General features: G+C 61.0%; 24 protein-coding genes. 7 read left to right on the top strand and 17 right to left on the bottom strand.

The genetic code is table 11. The features are described from left to right. Position 1 precedes the first annotated feature (1 nt). The 13 genes from N2245_RS00230 to N2245_RS00290 form a co-directional block, all read right to left on the bottom strand. Positions 2 to 628 carry a hypothetical protein gene (locus N2245_RS00230; protein WP_494534725.1) on the bottom strand — a complete coding sequence of 209 codons (627 nt, stop codon included), beginning with the start codon at positions 626 to 628 and terminating at the stop codon, positions 2 to 4. A gap of 12 nt (positions 629 to 640) precedes the next feature. Next, complete coding sequence (locus N2245_RS00235; protein ID WP_012876649.1) at positions 641 to 1,456, bottom strand: hypothetical protein; 816 nt, start codon at positions 1,454 to 1,456, stop codon at positions 641 to 643. A 165-nt stretch (positions 1,457 to 1,621) separates the two neighbouring features. Continuing rightward, positions 1,622 to 2,239, bottom strand: a complete 618-nt coding sequence (locus N2245_RS00240) for a bifunctional 4-hydroxy-2-oxoglutarate aldolase/2-dehydro-3-deoxy-phosphogluconate aldolase (protein ID WP_494534726.1) — start codon at positions 2,237 to 2,239, stop codon at positions 1,622 to 1,624. Then, positions 2,236 to 3,066 carry a glycerophosphodiester phosphodiesterase gene (locus tag N2245_RS00245; protein ID WP_494534727.1) on the bottom strand — a complete coding sequence of 277 codons (831 nt, stop codon included), beginning with the start codon at positions 3,064 to 3,066 and terminating at the stop codon, positions 2,236 to 2,238. The genes N2245_RS00240 and N2245_RS00245 overlap by 4 nt, the downstream gene beginning before the upstream one ends. Before the next feature lie 54 nt (positions 3,067 to 3,120). After that, a complete protein-coding gene (locus tag N2245_RS00250) occupies positions 3,121 to 4,224 on the bottom strand; it encodes a winged helix DNA-binding domain-containing protein (RefSeq protein WP_494534728.1) in 1,104 nt (367 codons plus the stop codon). A 52-nt stretch (positions 4,225 to 4,276) separates the two neighbouring features. Next, the gene (pdo, locus tag N2245_RS00255; protein WP_012876786.1) at positions 4,277 to 4,963 is read right to left on the bottom strand and encodes a protein disulfide oxidoreductase; all 687 of its coding nucleotides are present in this window, start codon (positions 4,961 to 4,963) and stop codon (positions 4,277 to 4,279) included. Between the two features lie 9 nt (positions 4,964 to 4,972). After that, positions 4,973 to 5,377 (bottom strand): DUF7712 family protein, encoded by a 405-nt coding sequence (locus N2245_RS00260; RefSeq protein WP_012876645.1) that lies wholly within the window; start codon positions 5,375 to 5,377, stop codon positions 4,973 to 4,975. Positions 5,378 to 5,393: 16 nt separating this feature from the next. Continuing rightward, a complete protein-coding gene (locus N2245_RS00265) occupies positions 5,394 to 5,777 on the bottom strand; it encodes an SHOCT domain-containing protein (protein WP_012876644.1) in 384 nt (127 codons plus the stop codon). Positions 5,778 to 5,837: 60 nt separating this feature from the next. Beyond that, positions 5,838 to 6,233 carry a DUF302 domain-containing protein gene (locus N2245_RS00270; RefSeq protein WP_012876643.1) on the bottom strand — a complete coding sequence of 132 codons (396 nt, stop codon included), beginning with the start codon at positions 6,231 to 6,233 and terminating at the stop codon, positions 5,838 to 5,840. A gap of 13 nt (positions 6,234 to 6,246) precedes the next feature. Further along, positions 6,247 to 7,677 (bottom strand): MBL fold metallo-hydrolase, encoded by a 1,431-nt coding sequence (locus N2245_RS00275; RefSeq protein ID WP_012876642.1) that lies wholly within the window; start codon positions 7,675 to 7,677, stop codon positions 6,247 to 6,249. After that, complete coding sequence (locus N2245_RS00280; RefSeq protein WP_012876641.1) at positions 7,674 to 8,099, bottom strand: ArsR/SmtB family transcription factor; 426 nt, start codon at positions 8,097 to 8,099, stop codon at positions 7,674 to 7,676. The genes N2245_RS00275 and N2245_RS00280 overlap by 4 nt, the downstream gene beginning before the upstream one ends. A gap of 19 nt (positions 8,100 to 8,118) precedes the next feature. Further along, positions 8,119 to 8,883 carry a sulfite exporter TauE/SafE family protein gene (locus N2245_RS00285; RefSeq protein WP_012876640.1) on the bottom strand — a complete coding sequence of 255 codons (765 nt, stop codon included), beginning with the start codon at positions 8,881 to 8,883 and terminating at the stop codon, positions 8,119 to 8,121. Between the two features lie 3 nt (positions 8,884 to 8,886). Next, positions 8,887 to 9,228: a rhodanese-like domain-containing protein gene (locus N2245_RS00290; protein WP_494534729.1), complete on the bottom strand. Its 342-nt coding sequence runs from the start codon at positions 9,226 to 9,228 to the stop codon at positions 8,887 to 8,889. A 162-nt stretch (positions 9,229 to 9,390) separates the two neighbouring features. Here N2245_RS00290 and N2245_RS00295 point away from each other — a divergent pair, with 162 nt between their 5' ends. Both N2245_RS00295 and N2245_RS00300 read left to right on the top strand, forming a co-directional pair. Continuing rightward, a complete protein-coding gene (locus tag N2245_RS00295) occupies positions 9,391 to 9,918 on the top strand; it encodes a VIT1/CCC1 transporter family protein (RefSeq protein ID WP_494534730.1) in 528 nt (175 codons plus the stop codon). A 109-nt stretch (positions 9,919 to 10,027) separates the two neighbouring features. Next, entirely contained in the window at positions 10,028 to 10,387 is a 360-nt protein-coding gene (locus tag N2245_RS00300; protein WP_494534731.1) for an ester cyclase, read from the top strand. 46 nt (positions 10,388 to 10,433) lie between these two features. Here the strand turns inward: N2245_RS00300 and N2245_RS00305 are convergent, their stop codons facing one another. The 3 genes from N2245_RS00305 to N2245_RS00315 all read right to left on the bottom strand — a co-directional run bounded on the left by N2245_RS00305 (position 10,434) and on the right by N2245_RS00315 (position 12,722). Continuing rightward, positions 10,434 to 11,114 carry a ferritin-like domain-containing protein gene (locus N2245_RS00305; protein WP_494534732.1) on the bottom strand — a complete coding sequence of 227 codons (681 nt, stop codon included), beginning with the start codon at positions 11,112 to 11,114 and terminating at the stop codon, positions 10,434 to 10,436. 10 nt (positions 11,115 to 11,124) lie between these two features. Next, positions 11,125 to 11,775 (bottom strand): ferritin-like domain-containing protein, encoded by a 651-nt coding sequence (locus N2245_RS00310; protein ID WP_494534733.1) that lies wholly within the window; start codon positions 11,773 to 11,775, stop codon positions 11,125 to 11,127. A gap of 98 nt (positions 11,776 to 11,873) precedes the next feature. Next, positions 11,874 to 12,722: a hypothetical protein gene (locus tag N2245_RS00315; protein ID WP_494534734.1), complete on the bottom strand. Its 849-nt coding sequence runs from the start codon at positions 12,720 to 12,722 to the stop codon at positions 11,874 to 11,876. 201 nt (positions 12,723 to 12,923) lie between these two features. Here N2245_RS00315 and N2245_RS00320 point away from each other — a divergent pair, with 201 nt between their 5' ends. Together N2245_RS00320 and N2245_RS00325 are read left to right on the top strand one after the other, a co-directional pair. After that, positions 12,924 to 14,177, top strand: a complete 1,254-nt coding sequence (locus N2245_RS00320) for an MFS transporter (protein WP_494534735.1) — start codon at positions 12,924 to 12,926, stop codon at positions 14,175 to 14,177. Between the two features lie 69 nt (positions 14,178 to 14,246). Beyond that, the gene (locus tag N2245_RS00325) at positions 14,247 to 14,873 is read left to right on the top strand and encodes a hypothetical protein (RefSeq protein WP_494534736.1); all 627 of its coding nucleotides are present in this window, start codon (positions 14,247 to 14,249) and stop codon (positions 14,871 to 14,873) included. On the opposite strand, the gene N2245_RS00330 is transcribed toward N2245_RS00325, so the two are convergent. Beyond that, on the bottom strand, positions 14,870 to 15,352 hold the full coding sequence (locus tag N2245_RS00330; protein WP_494534737.1) for a ClbS/DfsB family four-helix bundle protein: 483 nt from the start codon (positions 15,350 to 15,352) through the stop codon (positions 14,870 to 14,872). The genes N2245_RS00325 and N2245_RS00330 overlap by 4 nt on opposite strands. A 63-nt stretch (positions 15,353 to 15,415) precedes the next feature. Between N2245_RS00330 and N2245_RS00335 the strand changes: the two genes are divergently transcribed. The 3 genes from N2245_RS00335 to N2245_RS00345 are packed head-to-tail and all read left to right on the top strand — an operon-like array spanning position 15,416 to position 17,573. Beyond that, positions 15,416 to 16,012: a uracil-DNA glycosylase family protein gene (locus N2245_RS00335; protein ID WP_494534738.1), complete on the top strand. Its 597-nt coding sequence runs from the start codon at positions 15,416 to 15,418 to the stop codon at positions 16,010 to 16,012. Positions 16,013 to 16,021: 9 nt separating this feature from the next. Then, positions 16,022 to 17,125 carry an alpha/beta hydrolase family protein gene (locus N2245_RS00340; RefSeq protein WP_494534739.1) on the top strand — a complete coding sequence of 368 codons (1,104 nt, stop codon included), beginning with the start codon at positions 16,022 to 16,024 and terminating at the stop codon, positions 17,123 to 17,125. Positions 17,126 to 17,183: 58 nt separating this feature from the next. After that, positions 17,184 to 17,573, top strand: a complete 390-nt coding sequence (locus tag N2245_RS00345) for a response regulator (protein ID WP_494534740.1) — start codon at positions 17,184 to 17,186, stop codon at positions 17,571 to 17,573. The last annotated feature ends 30 nt before the right edge of the window (positions 17,574 to 17,603 follow it).

Raw genomic sequence — 17,603 nt, forward strand, 5'->3', positions numbered from 1 at the left:
CCTACTTGAAAGGATTGGGCGTGCTGGGATCAGGATCCAACCCCACAGCTAGAGTCAACAATCTCTCCAGACGCGCTGGCAAGGTAAGATCCTCCGGTGTCAGGTATAGAGCTGTAGTGACCTCCCCACAGGCATCGCCTCCCTGTGGGCACCACGTCTCCTGTGGATATTCTCGATATCCATTGGCCTTTGCTACCACCTCCTTTTCAACCAGGAACACGAACACCCTATATTGACTGGGATCTGTCACCACATCGGACTGACCTGGTATCATGCCGGTCTCCAGGTCGAAGTTGGGATCAAGCATTCTGGCCGGCCCCGGGCAGCTGATATCGATTCTGGGTTCGGCTACTGCCAATCCAGCGCTAACGAAGTGTGGATGGTCCTTCAACTGCATCATGGCATCCTGGATGTCGCGCCTAAGGTCATCATCGCTTATAGCCGCGGTCTTTGAATCTACACATATCGCTAGACCCGACCGATTAGAGCTCAAGAGCAACGAATCCACGCTCGTGGGAGAAGCCCCCTGACTTATCCTATGGACTGCAAGACCCCAAGAAGCTGCGGCCAGCACGCCCAGTACCAGGGCTATCAGCGATCTCATCTTGAAGCTACTTATGGAGCGCATCACCTATCTCCTTTACGGCGTGCTGTCGTTGATCGATATCCAGTTGACCTTCCTGCGGTCGGCCTCCTGGGGCTGGCGAAACCATGAATTGTTGGGGCAATACGGGGCCGGGAAGTGCATGATGCTATCGTTTGAACAGGGAGCGTAGCTACCGTCAGGCTGCCTGAGCGGGTCGGCGAGGCCAAGGGCGTGACCGGTCTCGTGGTTAACGAATGCTCTGCGGACGGTTACGCCGTCTGGGCTGCCGTAGTATGGAGCATCATTGGCATCGTCCAGGAGCTCGCTCCACATCCAGATATCGAAGTAGCGGTAGTCGGTGTGGGCGGTGCCGGGCGTCTGGTTGTTGTAGACCCAGACCGGATCTCTCCACAAAGCACATGCGTAGACTGATCCAACAGAACGACATGCGTCCCTAACATCATCCAGGCTGCGGCTGCGATATCTAAAGGGGGTATTTTCGTAAGCAATAGGATCGTTGGTAGCTAACCAACTGCAGCTCTGCGGCCACATGTAAAACGAGATCAAATCGTTGCCTTGGGGAAACCATGTATCGTCCTTAGGGAGATGCCAATCTAGGTCTGGATTGTCGTACTTGAGAGCGTTGATTATCCTTCTGCGCACGGCGGTGTCATCTAGTTCGGTCGTATCTCCGGCACAAGCGTATTCCAGGACACCAACTGGTCTGTGAATGGACTCCACGTGTTTCCAGGGATCAAAAGCATGGTTGGCTTGGGCTGGGCGGTCTAGTGCTATCCAAAGTCCTGCGCACGCTAGCAATATAAGCCCTAAGTATACCCCCCCCCATAATCCAGGCAAGTGCTCGCTCATACTCCCCCCTTAGGAAGCGATTGATATATGAGCTTATTATACACATCGCGTCCTACGATTACAATAGCTATGTGTGCATTGAATATGGCTAGCATTGTGTTCGGGATAGCGAGCGTTGGGAATGAGCGGTAGGAGTTTGCAGGTTGCCGCTATGGGAAGGGGTCCTTAGTCCCTGCAGGCGGATACCACTTGGGACGCCGCCCTGGTTATACCCTCCCAATCGCCCTCGGAGACCTTCCTAGGGTTCACTAGGTTGCTACCGAGCGCGACGGTGTAAGCGCCGGCCTCCAGGTACTGCCGGCAGTTGTGGGCGTCTACGCCGCCCGTGGGCACGAGCCGCAGCATTGGCAGTGGGGCGAGCACATCCTTAATGTAGGCGGGGCCGAAGGTGCGTGCCGGGAAGACCTTGATGAAGTCCGCTCCCGCCTGCCAGGCTGAGAGGATCTCGGTAGGAGTGAGCGCGCCGCACATCACCGGCACTCCGTACCTGCGACCGCAGGCTATCACGTCGGGGGCGATTACTGGGGTCACGAGGAACTGCGCGCCTGCAAGTATAGCGCTGCGGGCGCTCTCGGCGTCGAGCACGGTGCCGGCACCCACGGTCATGTGGTCGCCTAGGTGCTCCCGCACATTCTCCACGGCATCGAGCGCCTTGCGGTTGGTGAGGGTGAACTCGACGATCCCAACGCCTCCCGCGAGCAGCGCCCTGCTCAGCTCGACGCTCGCGGAGAGGTCGTCCAGCCTGACGATCGCTATGGGCTCCCTGGGAGGTATGAGCGTCACGAGGCCTCCTCGGCCTGAGGTAGGCGCTCCCTGATGCGCCTGCAGAGCAGGACTGGGTTATCGCTGATGATGCCATCCACCTCGCGGCTCACCATGCGGGACATCTCGCGCTCGGAGTTGACGGTGTAGGTGGTGACTGCTAGCCCCAGCGAGTGGGCGATAGCTACTATCCTCCGGCTTACGGTGACGTGGTGCATGCAGATACCTCCAGCGTACTCCGCGACCTCCTCGAACCTGCGCCTCCAGAGGGGAGCTCGGGGTCCCCACAGCTGGAAGCAGCGCTGCCTGCCCACCAGGGAGGCCATGCGGCGCACGCAGCCGACGTCGAAGGACTGAAAGATCGCATCTTCGGGCGCCACCTTGGCCACCTGCTCCTCTATGCCCGGGTAGAGCTCGGGGTTCTTGAGTTCGATGATCAGCCTGCATCTTTCGCGGGTGATCTCGATCGCCTCCTCCAGGGTGGGCACCTCGAAGTAGTACCTAGGCCAGGTTGGGCGCACCTCCGGTGAGTAGAACCATGAACCGGCGTCCAACAGCTTGATCTGCCTGAGAGTACGGTCGCCCACCATGCCTTCGCCATCTGTGGTCCTCTCCAAATGGGCGTCGTGGATGCATACCAGCTGGCCGTCCTTCGTGCGCTGCACGTCCAGCTCGATGGCATCCACACCGATCTCGACGGCGGTGATGAAGGCCGCCAACGTGTTCTCCGGGGCCAGCGCCGACGCACCCCTGTGGGCGATGGCCATCGTGCTGGAGAGGGTGAGCTCCTGCTCCTGCCCTACTACAAAGCCCCTCTCCCACCAGCTGCCGGGATTCCATAGGTACATCGTGATCTCTCCAGCTCGTACTACCTTTATTATGGATGCTGCGGGGAAAATAAGCTAGCCCCTTTTGATAAGCACCTCCGTGTGTCGTGCCTCGGGATAAAGGTCCTGCAGTAGCCGCCAGGCCTCGGCTTCGAGCTCGAGATGCGTCCCTTCGGGCACAGGGGCAAACAGGGTGACCTCGAGGCGAACGCGCTTGCTGCTGGCTGTGATCTGCCACGTGCCCGCGACGAAGCCATCCACCAGCACGCTGGGCATAATCCTGCCCACGGTCCGCACTATCGCCTTCCTGTAGCTCTCAGGCAGTATCCTGCTCCGGTCGACATGCCCTAGCAGGGCGCTGTCCCACTCCGGTAGCAGCCGCAACGGGGCAGGGACGTCGCCAGGCAAGATCTCCGCCTCCTCAAGATCCATCAGCTTTTTGCCTGATTTGTCCACGTACTCAACCAGTTCGGGCCGAAGCTTCTCCAGCACCCCCCTCATACCTGTCATGCCCGTCCAGTACTCGAGATCCTGCCGTGAGGCCGGTCCGTACGCCTGCAGGTAGCGCCTCGCTAGGGAGGCCAAGGCCCCGTCATCTTCCTGGGGGGACCTGCCCAACCACTCGGAGGCCAATACGTACTTGGGGTTATTGGAATAGCCCCAGAGCTTGTCCTCGGGGATCTGCACCAGTGGTAGGTGAGTGCGGGCTGCGTAGGTAGCAGCTTCGGGTGAGCAGGAGAGGGGGTGTTGGCCGAAGTGGGCCTTGAGCTCGGCGAAGGTGTGTGGGACAGCCATGAACTCCTCGCCAAGTAGACGGATACTTTCGAGGTCCATCTCCTTCCAGCTACTGCTGAAGAACCCTCGCAGTGCTTTGCTCATGGCGGGCTGGAGGGCGGCCCGAAACCGTAGGTAGTCCTCCGACAGCAGCGTGTGCAGGGTGGCCCTCATCGCCGTGGCCCGGACCACCCTGTGGTCCTTCGCCATGGAGTTGAGACTATCCCGAGTATAGTCCGCGACCCTGCTCCAGAGCGCTAGGTGGGGAGATTGGGGCACCTGCGATTGGAGGGCCACCAACCTCCGGAGAACTCTATCCACCGAGTCGCTCGAGCGTGCGAGCAGGAGCTGCCTGGCGAGCAGCGTGCGGTTGAGTTCGCGGGTCGATAGCTTCCTATTGGCCAACGATGGCTCCTTGGTGCTGTGCTTACAGGATGCCAGAACCAGAGGGCAGCTTTCAACCCTGCTGTTCCTCCTGCTGCACGGCGCTCAGCACCCGCTCCACGAACTGCTTCTCAGGCAGGGCTCCCTCGAACTCCACCTGGTCGTTGATCACTATCTTGGGTACACCGCGAATGTTGTACTTGTTGATGAGCTCTGGGTATTCGCTCACCTCCACGGCATCGGCGGTGATGCGCTCGCTCGCCATCGCCAACCTGTGGGCCAAACTGGCCGCTCTTGGACAGTAGGGTCAAGTGGGGGTGGTGAACACCTGTATGTGCAGGTCTTCCTGCAGCTCCCCCAGCTTCCGCAGGGTGTCCTCGGAGAGCCCTAGCTCGCCGCTGGAGGCGTCCACGATATCCTGCAGGAGGACCGAGAACTCATAGCCGGATGGCGCACCAAAGAACCGCACCCTCCCCTTTACTTTGCCGTCCAGCAGGATCGCCGGGATGCGCTCGATCCCCATGCTCTCGGCCTCCTGCCTGTCGGTCAGGAAGTCCTTGACCTCCAGCGAGATCTTGTCGCTGAGGCTGGCCACCTCTTCTAGGAGCTCACGTGTCTCCCGGCAGGTGGCGCATTCGTGTCCCGGCAGCACGAGAGGCGACTCGTGCTGGGTGAAGAGCTGTATGCTGACTGGCTCCTTGAGCCTCTCCTCGAAGGTCTTGCGCACCTTCTCCTTGTCTCTGTCCGATAGCACTGCCATAGGTACCTCCTAACGATGGTTGTAGAACTCCAGCTGCCAGCGCCATTCCGAACGGTCATCGGCGTGCCACCAACTGACCAGCTTGCCGATCTCTCCCCCAGGAAGGATCACCAGCCTGCCAAGGTCCTCTTCGCTGGGCCATACGTCTTCCCTGCGGACGTCCTGGCCCTGGATCGTGAGGCGCGCCATGGGGGAGTCGTCGGTAGCCGGTAGATCCTGCCCTCGCGCTACGAGCTTACCTGAGTCGGTGAACATCTCGACAGTGAGGACTTCTGGTGGAGAGTGCACTACTATTGCGAGAGTTCCACCGAGGTAGAGGTCTTGAGCCCTGAATCTGCCGCGGGCGAAGTACAGTCCCCTAGCCCCAGCCGATGGGTACCACAAGTTGACCACGTAGTGCTCATCAGAGTGCATCGGTCACCTCCACTCTCTACTGTAAACGTACTGTAGTGTCCTGATCGTGCCAGGGCTGTAGGTCCTTGAGCATGCGCTCATATTCCTCGCGGCTGATCTCCCCGCGAGCGTACCTGAGGCGGAGGATGCGCAGCGCCTCGTCCTCCTGATGCTCGGGCCTGCTGCCCAGCGACCTCCCCAGCCATATCACTAGGAGGAACGCTCCCAAGATCACCAGTACCAAGATCACCGCGTACAGCAACATCACCCAGGGAGAGAACCTGCCCCCGGGGGCAGTCGCGGGCATGCCGGTCCCCCACATCATACCTGCCATAGTGAGCATGGGCAGCAGGAAGAGCAGCACCAACAGGAGCAAACCTATCATGGCGGCTATAAGTACGGCCCTAACGGTCTCGTTCATTCCGCTTCCTCCGAACGTTCCTGGGAGCATCTCCAGCAAAGCTCGGGCCACGACGGCCCGCTAGATCGCCTCCAGCGCCCGCTGCAGTCTCTCCCTCACCTCGCTGGCTATGGCCTCGAGGCTGGGGTTGTGGACCAAGCCCAGGACAGCCTCTGGGTCCATGGCCTCCACCACGCTCCCGCCGTCGCTCTGGTAGACGACGACGTTGCAGGGCAGCAGCAGTCCCAGATCGATCTCGGCCTCGAGCGCCCTCTCCGCCATCTCGGGGTTGCAGGCTCCCAGGATGACGTAGGGTCGGAAGTCCACACCTCGCTTCTCCTTCATCGTCTGTCGCACGTCTATCTCGCTGATCACGCCGAAGCCCTGTTCCTTGAGGGCCTCCCTCGTCCTGGCGACGGCCTCTTCGTAGGGCATATCCAACTTGCGTCCGAAGCCATAGCTCAGTGTCCTCTCCATCTTGCACACCTCCTTACACGGTCGTAGTGCTCTTGGGCTCCTCCACGGGATTGCCCGTGGCCTTCCAGGCATCGAAACCCCCTTTGATGTCCATCACGGGCGCGCGCGTCCTCCCAGCGAGGATGCTGGACGCTATCGCCGAGCGGGTACCGCTGGCACAGTACACGAGGAGGGGTTTGTCCGTGGGTATCTCTTCGAGATGCTCCTCCAGGTAGCCCAGCGGTAAGTGGATGCTGCCCGGCACGTACCCCTTCTCTCGCTCGCTGTCCCAGCGCACGTCGACCACGCACACGCCGTCCCCGAGGAGCTGCCCAGCCTCCTCGGGCGTGAGACGCCTGTAGGTGGCCAACTTCCTACCCTCGCCTGCCCAACGGTCTATCACGGCTGGAGTCCAGTAGCCCCGCAGGTTGTCCAGTCCGATCAGCCTCAGGAGCTGCGTGGCGTGCTCCAGCTTCTCCCTGTCGATCACGAGCGCTATGGGCCGATCGTATGGGAGAAGCCACCCCGCCCAGGTGAGGAAAGATGCCCCCAGGGGGATGTTGATCGTGCCGGGGATGAACCCCTGACTGTAGACGTCTGCCGGCCGGGTGTCCACAACCAATCCCTGACGGAGCATTACCTCGATGTCGCCGTAGGCCAGAGGCGCAGGCGCTGGTAGCTTGCTGGCTATCGCCGGGCCTTCCTTGTTGACCCGCTTCATCTGCGCGAAGTAGCGCGGCGGATCGGGCTGCCCCTCGAGCACCCGGCGGATGAACTCCTCAGGGTCTTGGGTGCTGAAAGCCCAGTTGTACAGCTTCTCGTAGCCCAGCGTGCTCTGGGGCACTCCCCCCAGTGCCCTACCACAGGCGCTGCCCGCACCGTGCGCAGGCCATATCTGCAGGTGGTCGGGCAGGGTCCTGAAGCGCTGGATGGAGTCGAAAAGCTGCCTAGCGCCCTGCTCCATGGTGCCGGTTATGCCGGCTGCCTTCTCCAGCAGGTCGGGCCTGCCGACGTCCCCCACGAATAGGAAGTCCCCAGTGAACGCACCCAGCGGCTCGCTCCCGCGTGCCTTGTCCGTAACGATGAAGCTGATATGCTCGGGGGTGTGCCCCGGCGTATGCATCACCTCGACTCGCACGCTGCCCAGCTCAAAGGCGTCGCCCTCGCGCACCAGCACCGCGCCCGCCTCCGCGGCGTAGGGGTATTTCCACTCGCTGGGCCCCTCATCCGAGAGATACAGACGTGCCCCCGTGACCTCGGCCAGCTCTCGTGAGCCCGACACAAAGTCCGCGTGGATGTGCGTCTCGGTGACGGCGGTGATGCGCAGCCCCAGCCTCTCGGCCAGCTCTAGGTATTGCTCCACGTGCCTGTTGGGGTCCACGATGAGCGCCTCTCCAGACTCGGGGCACCCCACCAGGTAGCTGGCCTGCGCCAGCTGGTCGTTGTATAGCATTCTCAGGATCATGATCTACCTCCTCTTGTCCCCATATCCCCGTCGTTGTGGGTAAATGATACTGCTTTCGTCGGCTCTTGAGAGGGCCACCCTGTTCCCGAGAGGGTGGACAGTACCCTCTCACGGCGGAGCCTCTCCAACAGGATCTCCCGCGTCAGCTTGCAGGCTTCCAGGATCTTGCGGTTCGCCAGCGAGTAGTAGACGCTGTTGCCGCTACGCCGGGCGACCACTAACCCCCGTTCCCGCATGAGCGCCAGGTGCTGGGAGATGTTGCTCTGGCGCAGCCCCGTCAGCTCCACGAGGTCCTTCACGCTGCGCTCACCCTCGCCCAATAGGTAGAGCAGCTCAAGGCGCGTGGGATCGGCCAGCGTCTGACAGATCTGTGCCTGCATCTGCAGCAGGAGCTTTCTAAGCTCTTCTCCTTCTATCTCCATAAGACCTCCTTCCAGGGAATCATATAAATGCTGCGCAGTTTCGGTACAGCAGGTACACAGCCAGCAGTGCTAGCAGCAGCGCAAATCCCCTTGTGGCGAGTCTCGGGGGTATGAGTGCTGCGAGCCTGCCCCCGACCAATCCTCCGGCGATGCTGCCCACAAGGAAAGGTAATGTCACTCCCCAGGCCACCGTACCCAAGCCCAGGTGCCCCACCACGCCCCAAGCAGCCTGCAACGCTATCGCCAGGAGGGATGTCCCCACGGCGAGCTTCATCGGCAGATCCGCGGCGAGCACCATTGCTGGCAGGATCACGAAACCTCCGCCCACCCCAAAGAACCCGGTTAGCACCCCCACAGCCCCACCGGTCACGCCCAGCCTCACAGCTCGATCCTGGCACTTGAATTCGTTCTCTTTGTCTACTGGCAGCCGCTTGCGGGACATGCCGAAGGCGGCCGCCAGCATCAGCAGCGCGAACAGGCACATCAAAGCCTGACCCGATACCAGCCTGTTGAGCCAGGCCCCTAGGAGGGCGCTGGCCCCTCCGATGCCGCCGAAGATCAGCCCCGCACAGGGGCTCGTCCTGCCCATGCGCAACTGCTGGACGGCTGCTACCGCTGCCGTCCATCCCACTACCAGCAGGGAAGTGGTGGTGGCACTGTGCGGGTCCTCCCCAAGCACGTAGACCAACAGCGGTACGGCCAAGATGGAGCCTCCCCCGCCCATAGCGCCAAGCATCAATCCGACGCCGCCTCCCAAAACTATCGCCAGCAGGGTGGTATGCACGATCTACCTCCCTGAGACCACGCTGTGGCCATTCGCTTTCCAAGCCTTGATTCCTCCCCTGATGCTCGCTACTTGCTCATAGCCTGCTCGCTGCAAGATCTCAGCAGCTACCTTGCTCCTGCGGCCGCTGGCGCAAAGGGTGAACACCGGCAGCCTTGGTGAGAGCTCATGAGCTCGGCTGGCAAGCTCGCCCAGCGGGATGTGCCTTGATCCTGGCACATGCTCCTCTAGCCACTCGTGCAATTCCCTCACATCCACGACCTGCACCTCTCCAGCCTTCAGCCTGGTCGCGGCCTCGCTTGCCTCCACCTCGTCTACATTTGATCTCCACCACTGCCAGGGCATAAGCACCTCCTTTAGGTAATGACTATTATCAGTATATACGAATATACGAATATTGCAAACTATTTTAGCGATTATTGGGTTATAAAAAATAGTAAATTATAGTTGTAATTAGTTTAGAATAATGCTAAATTAGTGGTGTGAGATATGATGAGGAGGGAAAGGTTGGCAACTGGGGTTCTGAATAAACTGGGGCTGAGCGGCACCGAGGTTACCCACTCGGGCTACAGTAAGGACTTCGTCCTGAAGGTGGTGCAACCTAGCCTGGTAGGGTTGATGGACGGTGCCGTCTCTACGCTCGCGCCCATCTTCGCCACAGCCTTCGCGACCCGCAGCCCGCACGTCACGTTTCTGGTTGGGGCGGCGGCCGCGGTGGGTGCCGGCATCAGCATGGGCTTTTCAGAGGGGCTATCGGACGACGGTAGCCTCACCGGCAGAGGTCACCCCTTCGTGAGGGGGGTGATAACAGGTGTGGCGACCTTCCTAGGGGGTATCCTACACACTCTGCCGTTCCTCATACCCCACGTATGGGCGGCGCTGTATCTGGCGTTCTTGGTGGTAGGTCTGGAGCTGATCGCTATCGCCTACATCCGCTACCGGTACTTCCAGATGAGCTTTTGGAAGTCCGTCCTGCAGGTGGTGTTGGGTGGAGCACTGGTGTTCGCCTCCGGCGTGCTCATAGGTAGCTCCTAGCGGTTGGGCCTCGCCCAGCGCGGGGCCCAACTTTTCTTTAGCTTCCGTTAATGCGGGCCTAATTGGGACCTTAAACATTGCTGGTATGCTGCCCCTGGAGGCGCGAAGCATGGTGGAGAACGGCAAGACGCTGATCCTGGGGCTGGTGGATGAGGTCCTCAACCGCAGGCGCATAGATAGGCTCGAGCGCTACTTCTCTCCTGACGTCTTGCATAGGGATCTGCCTCCGGGGCAGCCCGAGGGGCTTGAGGGCATAAGGGAGTCTATAGCTCGAGCCTTTAGAGCCTTTCCTGTGCTGAGGGTGGAGGTCTTGGATCTGCTGGAGGACGGAGATACTGTGTCCTACAGGACCCTGATCCGGGCGGTGACGCCAGCTGGCAGGAGGGTGCAGCTGCGGGGCTACGCAGTCGACAGGATAAGCAACAGCAGGATAGTGGAGCACTGGGAGTCGGTGACTCTAGATCCTTAGCAAGGGCGGACAAGCACCGAGGGGAGAGATCCTTAGGTCTCTCCCCTCAGCTGTAGGGAGGGGGTATGTCTCTAGCTCTCCTGCCTACGCTCGGTGAGCTTTTTAGTCGCGATGGCACTGCGGCCGCAGCTGTGCCCACGCCCAGCGCGCTCAGCAGTCCCCTGGAATCCTCGCCTGCCATGCCTCCCGCGCCGGTGCTCGGCATGCCTGCTAGGAGCGGGGACACGACCTTGAGCACCTGCTCCTTCGTGCGGACCCCGCCGTTATCGTAGGTGGCAAAGGCGAACGGCACGGCATATTCATAGGATTCGTTCTCTATGCCCATCTTGAGCTCCACCAGCCTCCAGGCCGTGGCGTGGTAGGCCTCCACGGAGTGGATCTGCACCGCGGCGGTGAGATAAGGACTGCCCTGTAGATTGGTCACCTGGCCGATGTAGGCAGACACCCCCACGTCCTCCACGGTGCGCAGGAAGGATATTGCCTCGGCCTCGCTCTTGAACTTGGGCCAGTTGTAGCTGGGCTGTCTCTTGACCGGCGTGCCGCCAGCGTCCATGATTACCTTCTCGAGCAGCACCACGTGCTGGTGCTCGTGGTAGGCGTATTCCTCGGCGTAGGCCTGAGCCTGTCCGGTGAGGATGCCGGCCTTAACGATATCGTGATAGAGTGCGTCCTCGAGGTGCTCCAAAGTGAGTGCGTAGTTGAGTACGTCTAGATACTTTTCGCTCATCTTCTTCCTCCTAGCTGATGATGGGAGCTATCTGCTTCTTCACAGTGGGCACGTCGTAGGACGGACCCAGGAAGTCCTGATAGCCTCCCGCGGGGTTGGTGTCGTTGAACCAGCGGAATGCGCCGTGGTGGCGAGCCTCCACCTGCTCTATCTGGGCGGCAGCGAACAAGTAGTCAGCGTTCTTGATCAAGTGTGCTGCCCCTGTGTAGGCCCCCACGCCGACTCCCTCGAGGGTCTCGGCGATCTTGAGGATACCGGCCGCGCTGCTCGTATCGCCCACCGCCTCGAACTTGTAGTTGGCCAGTGGTCCCACGGGCTTACCTCCTGCGGCCTTGATCGCCTTGGTGAGGAAGTCCACGTGAGCTATCTCGTGGTCGCGTACAGCTGTGGCCACGACTAGGGAGTCGCCGGACAGCCTAGCGTACTTGCCGCTCACCACCCACTTGTAGAAGGTGGCCTCGAGGTGTTCCAATGTGAGTGCGAAGTTGAGGATATCTAGGTCACTTGCGCCCTGCAGCAGGTTCATCGCGTAGGCTCTGCCGTTGGCGATCGGGCTGCCTCCTGCTGCCATGACGGCCACCAGCCCTGCGGCCACGGCACCACTGGTCTTGAGGAAGTCGCGTCGCGAGAAACCTCTGCGCTCGGTCTCCATGCTACCCATGGTTGTTTCTCCTTTCCCAATGTTGTATAGGTCGCATCAATGAGGGGTCGGGCCCTTTCCCTCCACACTAGCTATACGCATGGGTTGGGAGTGCAGATTTAGCTATTTGCAGATTCTCTCAACTTGCCCCTCAGCGCCTGGGCGAACCTCTCAGGCTCGTCCACACTGAGATGGAGCGTCTCGATCGGGGGAGTCCAGCGCAGGGCTCTCCGGAAGCTGACCGGGGAGGCTAGCCTCAGCCTGACGTCCGCCCTGCCCCCCAGCAGCTGCCAAGCGGAGTGCCTGGATGGATCCACGTAGAATCCCTCTCGCCTCTCCTTGACCTCGAACTTGCCGACCTCTAGGTGCACCACATCGGCATACCATACAGCTCCTTCGAGGAAGATGCCGGACCTGATGAGGAGCCGGTCGTCCTCGAGCACGTGAGGCAGCATCACGAGGGAGGCGTGCCAGCCCAGCACCCATATCAGGCCGTAGATGCTCAGCAACAGGAGCGTCCAGCGCAGCCATTCCCAGGGTATGAATAGCTCAGCTAACACCACCTCCACCGGCAGCTCGAACACGACCAGGAGGAGCAACCATGGGATGAAGGACCTGCGATGGTAGCTGAAGTACTGGGGACCCCGGGGGCGTCGGCCCAAGAGCCAGCCCAGCAGGTGGATCCACATCCTGACCTCCAGTACGACCGCTCTGGCAGCGAGATCCGGCATAACTGTCCCCAGGGTGTCCTCCATGGCTACCCACCAGGGCGTGCCTGCGGCCCTGCTGCTGCGGAACCTGCGTATCCCAGCCCACAGCCCGTACAGAGCCAACAAGCTCGCCGCGAGCTCGACGGCCACCACCACGGCTATGGCCTGCTCGAGCTGCAGCACGTCGAGGCTCACGAGCGCGAGCTCCACGAGGATCAGCGCCGGTAGCAACAGCTTGTGTGCTCGCTTCAAGCTCATCTTCGGATGCAGCAATTATACATCGTCCCTACCTTTGGTCTTGACAGATGTTGAGCGGTTGGCGTACAATGCAGCACTTGCTCTCATGAGAAGATACTTCAGGTTGCACCCTCCATGTCCTTCCGGGGCAGCTTCGCCCTGCGCGTTTCTATCTACCCTAGATCGCTGTCTATAAATACGATGTCTGTATGGAGGGTATCATTGTCTGCTTACAGGTTGTACCTAATCTACAGCGGCGCTCTCGCCCTGCTGATTGCGGGGATCTACTCGCTGTCCAGCGTGTACAGGCTAGAGGTGGCACACCTGAACCCGCTCCAGCTCGTGCTGGTGGGCACCGCCCTGGAGGTCACCTACTTCGTCCTCAACCTCCCCACCGGCGTAATAGCCGACACCTACAGCCGGAAGCTATCGGTCATCCTTGGTACCTGCTTGTTCGGTATGGGCGCGGTCCTGGAGGGGCTGCTGCCCGTGTTCGGATGGATCATGGTCTGCCAGGTGGTACAGGGTGCTGCCTACACTTTCATAGAGGGCGCGCTCGAATCCTGGGTGACGGACGAGGTGGGCGAGGAGAACGCCGGAGGCGCCTTCCTGCACGCCGGCCAGGTGGAGGCTGCTGCGTCCTTCGTGGGCATACTGCTGGGCGTGGGGCTATCGAGCCTGGAACTGCGCCTACCGTTCCTGCTCGGGGGAGCGCTCTTGCTATCGCTGGGGGTGGCCTTGGTCTGGCTGATGCGTGAGAGCTTGCCTCCCCACAGCACCAGGCGGGCCCAGGTGTGGCTCCAGGGGTATCTAGGGGCAGGGCTCCGAGATATGTCGGACACGCTGCGCGGCGGCATGAGGGTGGTGCGCACCCGGGCACTGGCGGGCACGATACTGCTGGTAGCGGTTATGATGGGGGGCTTCAGCGAGGGCTTCGATCGGTTGTGGCAGCCACACTTCATACAGGACATAGGACTGCCCGCGGTGGGTGGCCTCGATAGGCTGGTGTGGCTGGGATTGGCGATGGCCTTCAACCCACTGCTGGCATCCCTGGTGCTCCGCAGCGTGCGCTCGAGCCTCTCGGACACGTCGCCCAGGACCATCATAGGGCTGCTCATGGGCACTGATGCCGTGATCATGCTGGGGGCTCTGGCCTTCGCGCTGGCGCCGAACTTCGCAGTGGGTCTGTTGGCCTACTGGGCTATGACCGTAGCTCGAAGAGTGCATCAGCCCCTGTACATGGCCTGGATCAACCATGGCATCGAGGGCAGGGTAAGGGCCACGGTGATCTCGGTCAGCGGGCAGGCGCACTCTTTGGGGGAGTTCGTGCTGGGCCCTGCCGTGGGCGGGCTGTCAACGCTGCTCTCCCTGCGGATCGGACTGGCTCTGTCGAGCTGTTTTCTCGCTCCGCTGGTAGCGCTGTACGCTCGCTCTTTGGGCAAGGTGAGGAGCGAGGTACCAGGCCTCGTGGACTAGACCGCCGTGACATACTAGCTGTCACAATCCTCTAGTAGGGTGATGAGAGATCGTGGAAAGGAGGTGGCTGTGAAGGCCGTCCTGACCGTCAGGGTACCGGCCAAGCTGGATCCCGCACAGCGGTCTGAGCTGATAGCGCGGCTCCGTGCCCTGCTAGGGAGCTTGCAGTGCCGTTTGGAGGTGCAGTGCGACCCCGATAGCTGGCGAGTGGAGGCGGAAGGGTTGGGGGCGCCAGAACTGGAGCGTCCTGATATATTGGCCAGGGTGGAGATAGAAGTGCGTAGGTATCTGAGGGCGTTGGGAGCGTACCCGGTGTGCAGGGGCGATCCTGAGGCTCTACCAGATCCAGGGTCTTCCTATCTATTGTTGCTGCGTGCTCAAGGTATAACCGGGGATCGCTACGCGGAGTATTGTGTGACCACAGGGGTGCTGCATATTTACAGACCGCTTGCTCGCCGGGAAGCCTCAAGGCTCAGGGAGGTGCTCGCGAGCACCTATAACAGGCAGCGCGTGCTCGAGGTCGTTCATGAGATCCATGCCCGGCAGTATGGCGATATTCCCCCCTCGGCTCGGGAGCTGGAGGGCATCCTGGCCGAGGTCTACGCTGTGGTGGGGGAGTATCCGGAGGTCATCGTCTGGGGCAACAAAGACCTGATGAGCTTGGATGTTGAGTACTTAGTGGGAGGAGCCTCCTAGGTGCGGGTAACCAAAGACCTTATAGTCTCCAGGTGCTCGGCGTAGTGGTCGCAGGTGTTGCCCAGCACGTACTCCACCAGGCAGGCATCGTTATCCTCGTACGGTCGATAGTCGAATAGGTCCTCCTCGGTAAGCTCTCCCAGCCTATCCATGAGCTTCGAGTGGGTGTCTCGGAAGTCCTGCAGGACCTCCGCCAGCGGACGATCCTTGTTGAGGGCGTAGATGGCGTTATTAGCCTCTTCCGTACCACTCTCGTAGGCCCGCTCGTCTATCCCCATGGCTTGGTGCCGGGGCACGCCCTCGATCAGGGCGATGAGGCTCTTCTCCCAGGCGCAGATGTGTGCTACGTGGTCCTTGATGCTCCATTCGCCGTAAGCTGGCGGCATCACCAACGTCTCGTAAGACAGGCTCTCTACCAGCTTGAGCAGGGACTCCCAGCCCACCTGTACCTGCTCCAGGATGATATCCTTACGACCCACAGTGTCCTCCTTTAGTGGCTCAATTATCCCAAGCGCCGATACCAAGTATATACTTATATTACTATGGATGCGCTGACGCAGCTGCATGGCGAGATTCTGGCCTGCCGGCGGTGCGAGCTAGAGGGCTTCCTTCCACAAGCTCGCCCTGTGGCCTATGGCCACGTGAGCGCACGCGTGATGGTCATAGGGCAGGCCCCAGGGTTGCGCACGATGATCGCTGGGAAGCCTTTCTCCGGCCCGGGGGGCAAGCTGCTGCGTGGCTGGATAGCTAGGGCCGGCGTACCGCTGGAGGAGCAGGACAGGCGGGTGTACTTTACCTCCCTCACACGCTGCTACCCAGGGAAGGCTCCCTCGGGAAAGGGAGACAGGAAGCCGTCAGCTCGGGAGGTGGAGCTGTGTGCGCCCTTCCTTCAAAGGGAGGTAGAGCTGATCGATCCCTTGATCGTTCTGCTTGTTGGCTCGATGGCGATAGAGCGCTTTCTGGGCAGAATGCCCCTTGTGGAGGCCGTGGGGCAGCTGTTCCATCGAGACGGAAGGTGGTGGGTACCACTCCCGCACCCTTCTGGTGTCAGTAGGTGGCTGAACCATCCTGAGCATCGAGCGTTGGTGGAGAGTACCCTGGAGAGGATGAGGGAGCTGCTATCCTCCCTTGGGCTGTAGGGGCTGCCCATGGTCAAGAAGATACTCCTGGCCCTGCTGGTGATCCTGGTACTCCTGCTGTGGTCGTACCCTGGTAGGGTGGCACTCAAAACTACCGGTATCGCCTTTGAGGTGTTTCCAAACTCACCTGTGTACCCCATGCGGGCTTTCACTCGTCCGCCCACTGTGGTGCAGACGAAGTTCCCCGTTGGACGAGCATCGTGGGATGCCTGGATCTACCGCCCAGCTGGTCAAGGCCGCTTCGGAGCACTCGTGTTCTACATAGGGATAGGGCCGGAGCATCAGAACCCCCACGTGGTGCGCCTATCGAGGGCGCTGGCGCGTGCCGGCGTGGTGGTGATGGTACCGGTGTCGCCCACCCTGTCAGCTTTCCGAGTGCGTCCGGGCGAGGAGGAGGGAGCGGTAGCGGCCTTCAAGTGGCTCAGGCAGAGACCCTACGTGGATCCCGACAGGGTAGGTTTCTTCGGCATCAGCGTCGGAGGCTCGATAACGGCCATAGCGGCCTCTGACCCGCGTATCTCCCAAGAGGTGCGGCTAGTGGATCTGTTTGGGGCTTACTACGACGCCCGCACGCTACTGTCGGCGCTCGTTACCCACGAGATCCAAGTGGGCGGCCAGTGGCGGGAGTGGCAGCCTTCGCCGGTGCCGCTGCAGGTGCTCAGAACCGAGCTGCTGTCCTACCTCTCGGAGGGGGACAGGCGGGCCATCCAGCCCCTGCTGGACGGCAAGGCGCACACGGTGCCGCCAGGTCTTAGTCCAGAGGGTAAGGCTACCGCGCTCATGTTGCTAGAGCGGGACCCCTCCAGGATGCCCAGTAGAATAGCCGCCCTCCCTCTTCCCATGCAGGATTATCTGAGACGTATCTCTCCCTCCACCTATATGGGCGGCCTGAGGGCCGAGCTGTTCCTGATGCACGATCGTCGGGACAACATCATCCCCTGGACGGAGACCCTGGAGTTCTGGAAGGCAGCGCACCCACCCCGAGGGAAGCACCTGACGCTGCTGGATATCTTTCGGCACGTGGAGCCACAGGGAGGTAATCCCCTCAGGCTGGTGTGGGAGGGCGGCAAGCTGTGGTGGCACATCTACCGGGTGATCTACATCCTGGGGTGACAAGCATCGCGAGATGTGCATAATAATGTAGTTGGCGGGTGTTAGTGGGAGCTGGCGGATGAGCAAGCCCAAGATCCTCATCGTGGACGACAACCCCGTTACCCTCAGCCTCATGCGGGACATGCTGGAGCTAGAGGAGTCCTGCGAGGTACTCACGACGAGCGATCCGCACGAAGCCTTGCAGCTGTGTCGAGAGCACCTGCCGGATCTGGTACTGATGGACCTACAGATGCCGAGGATGGATGGCTACGAGGTCACTCGTCTGATCAAGGCAGATCCCACCACACGCGATATCCCGGTGGTGGCCCTCACGGCCTCGCGGTTGGGAGTAGAGGATATGAGCCGTGCCATGCAGGCGGGCTGCGAGGGCTACCTGCAGAAGCCCGTGCCCAGATCCCTGCTGCTCGAGACCGTGCAGAAGTATCTGTACAGACGCCCAGCTAGGTAGCTAGTTATTTGTGTGCGTGTAGTTGTATTT

It is taken from the genome of Thermobaculum sp. T2p (assembly GCF_059335935.1).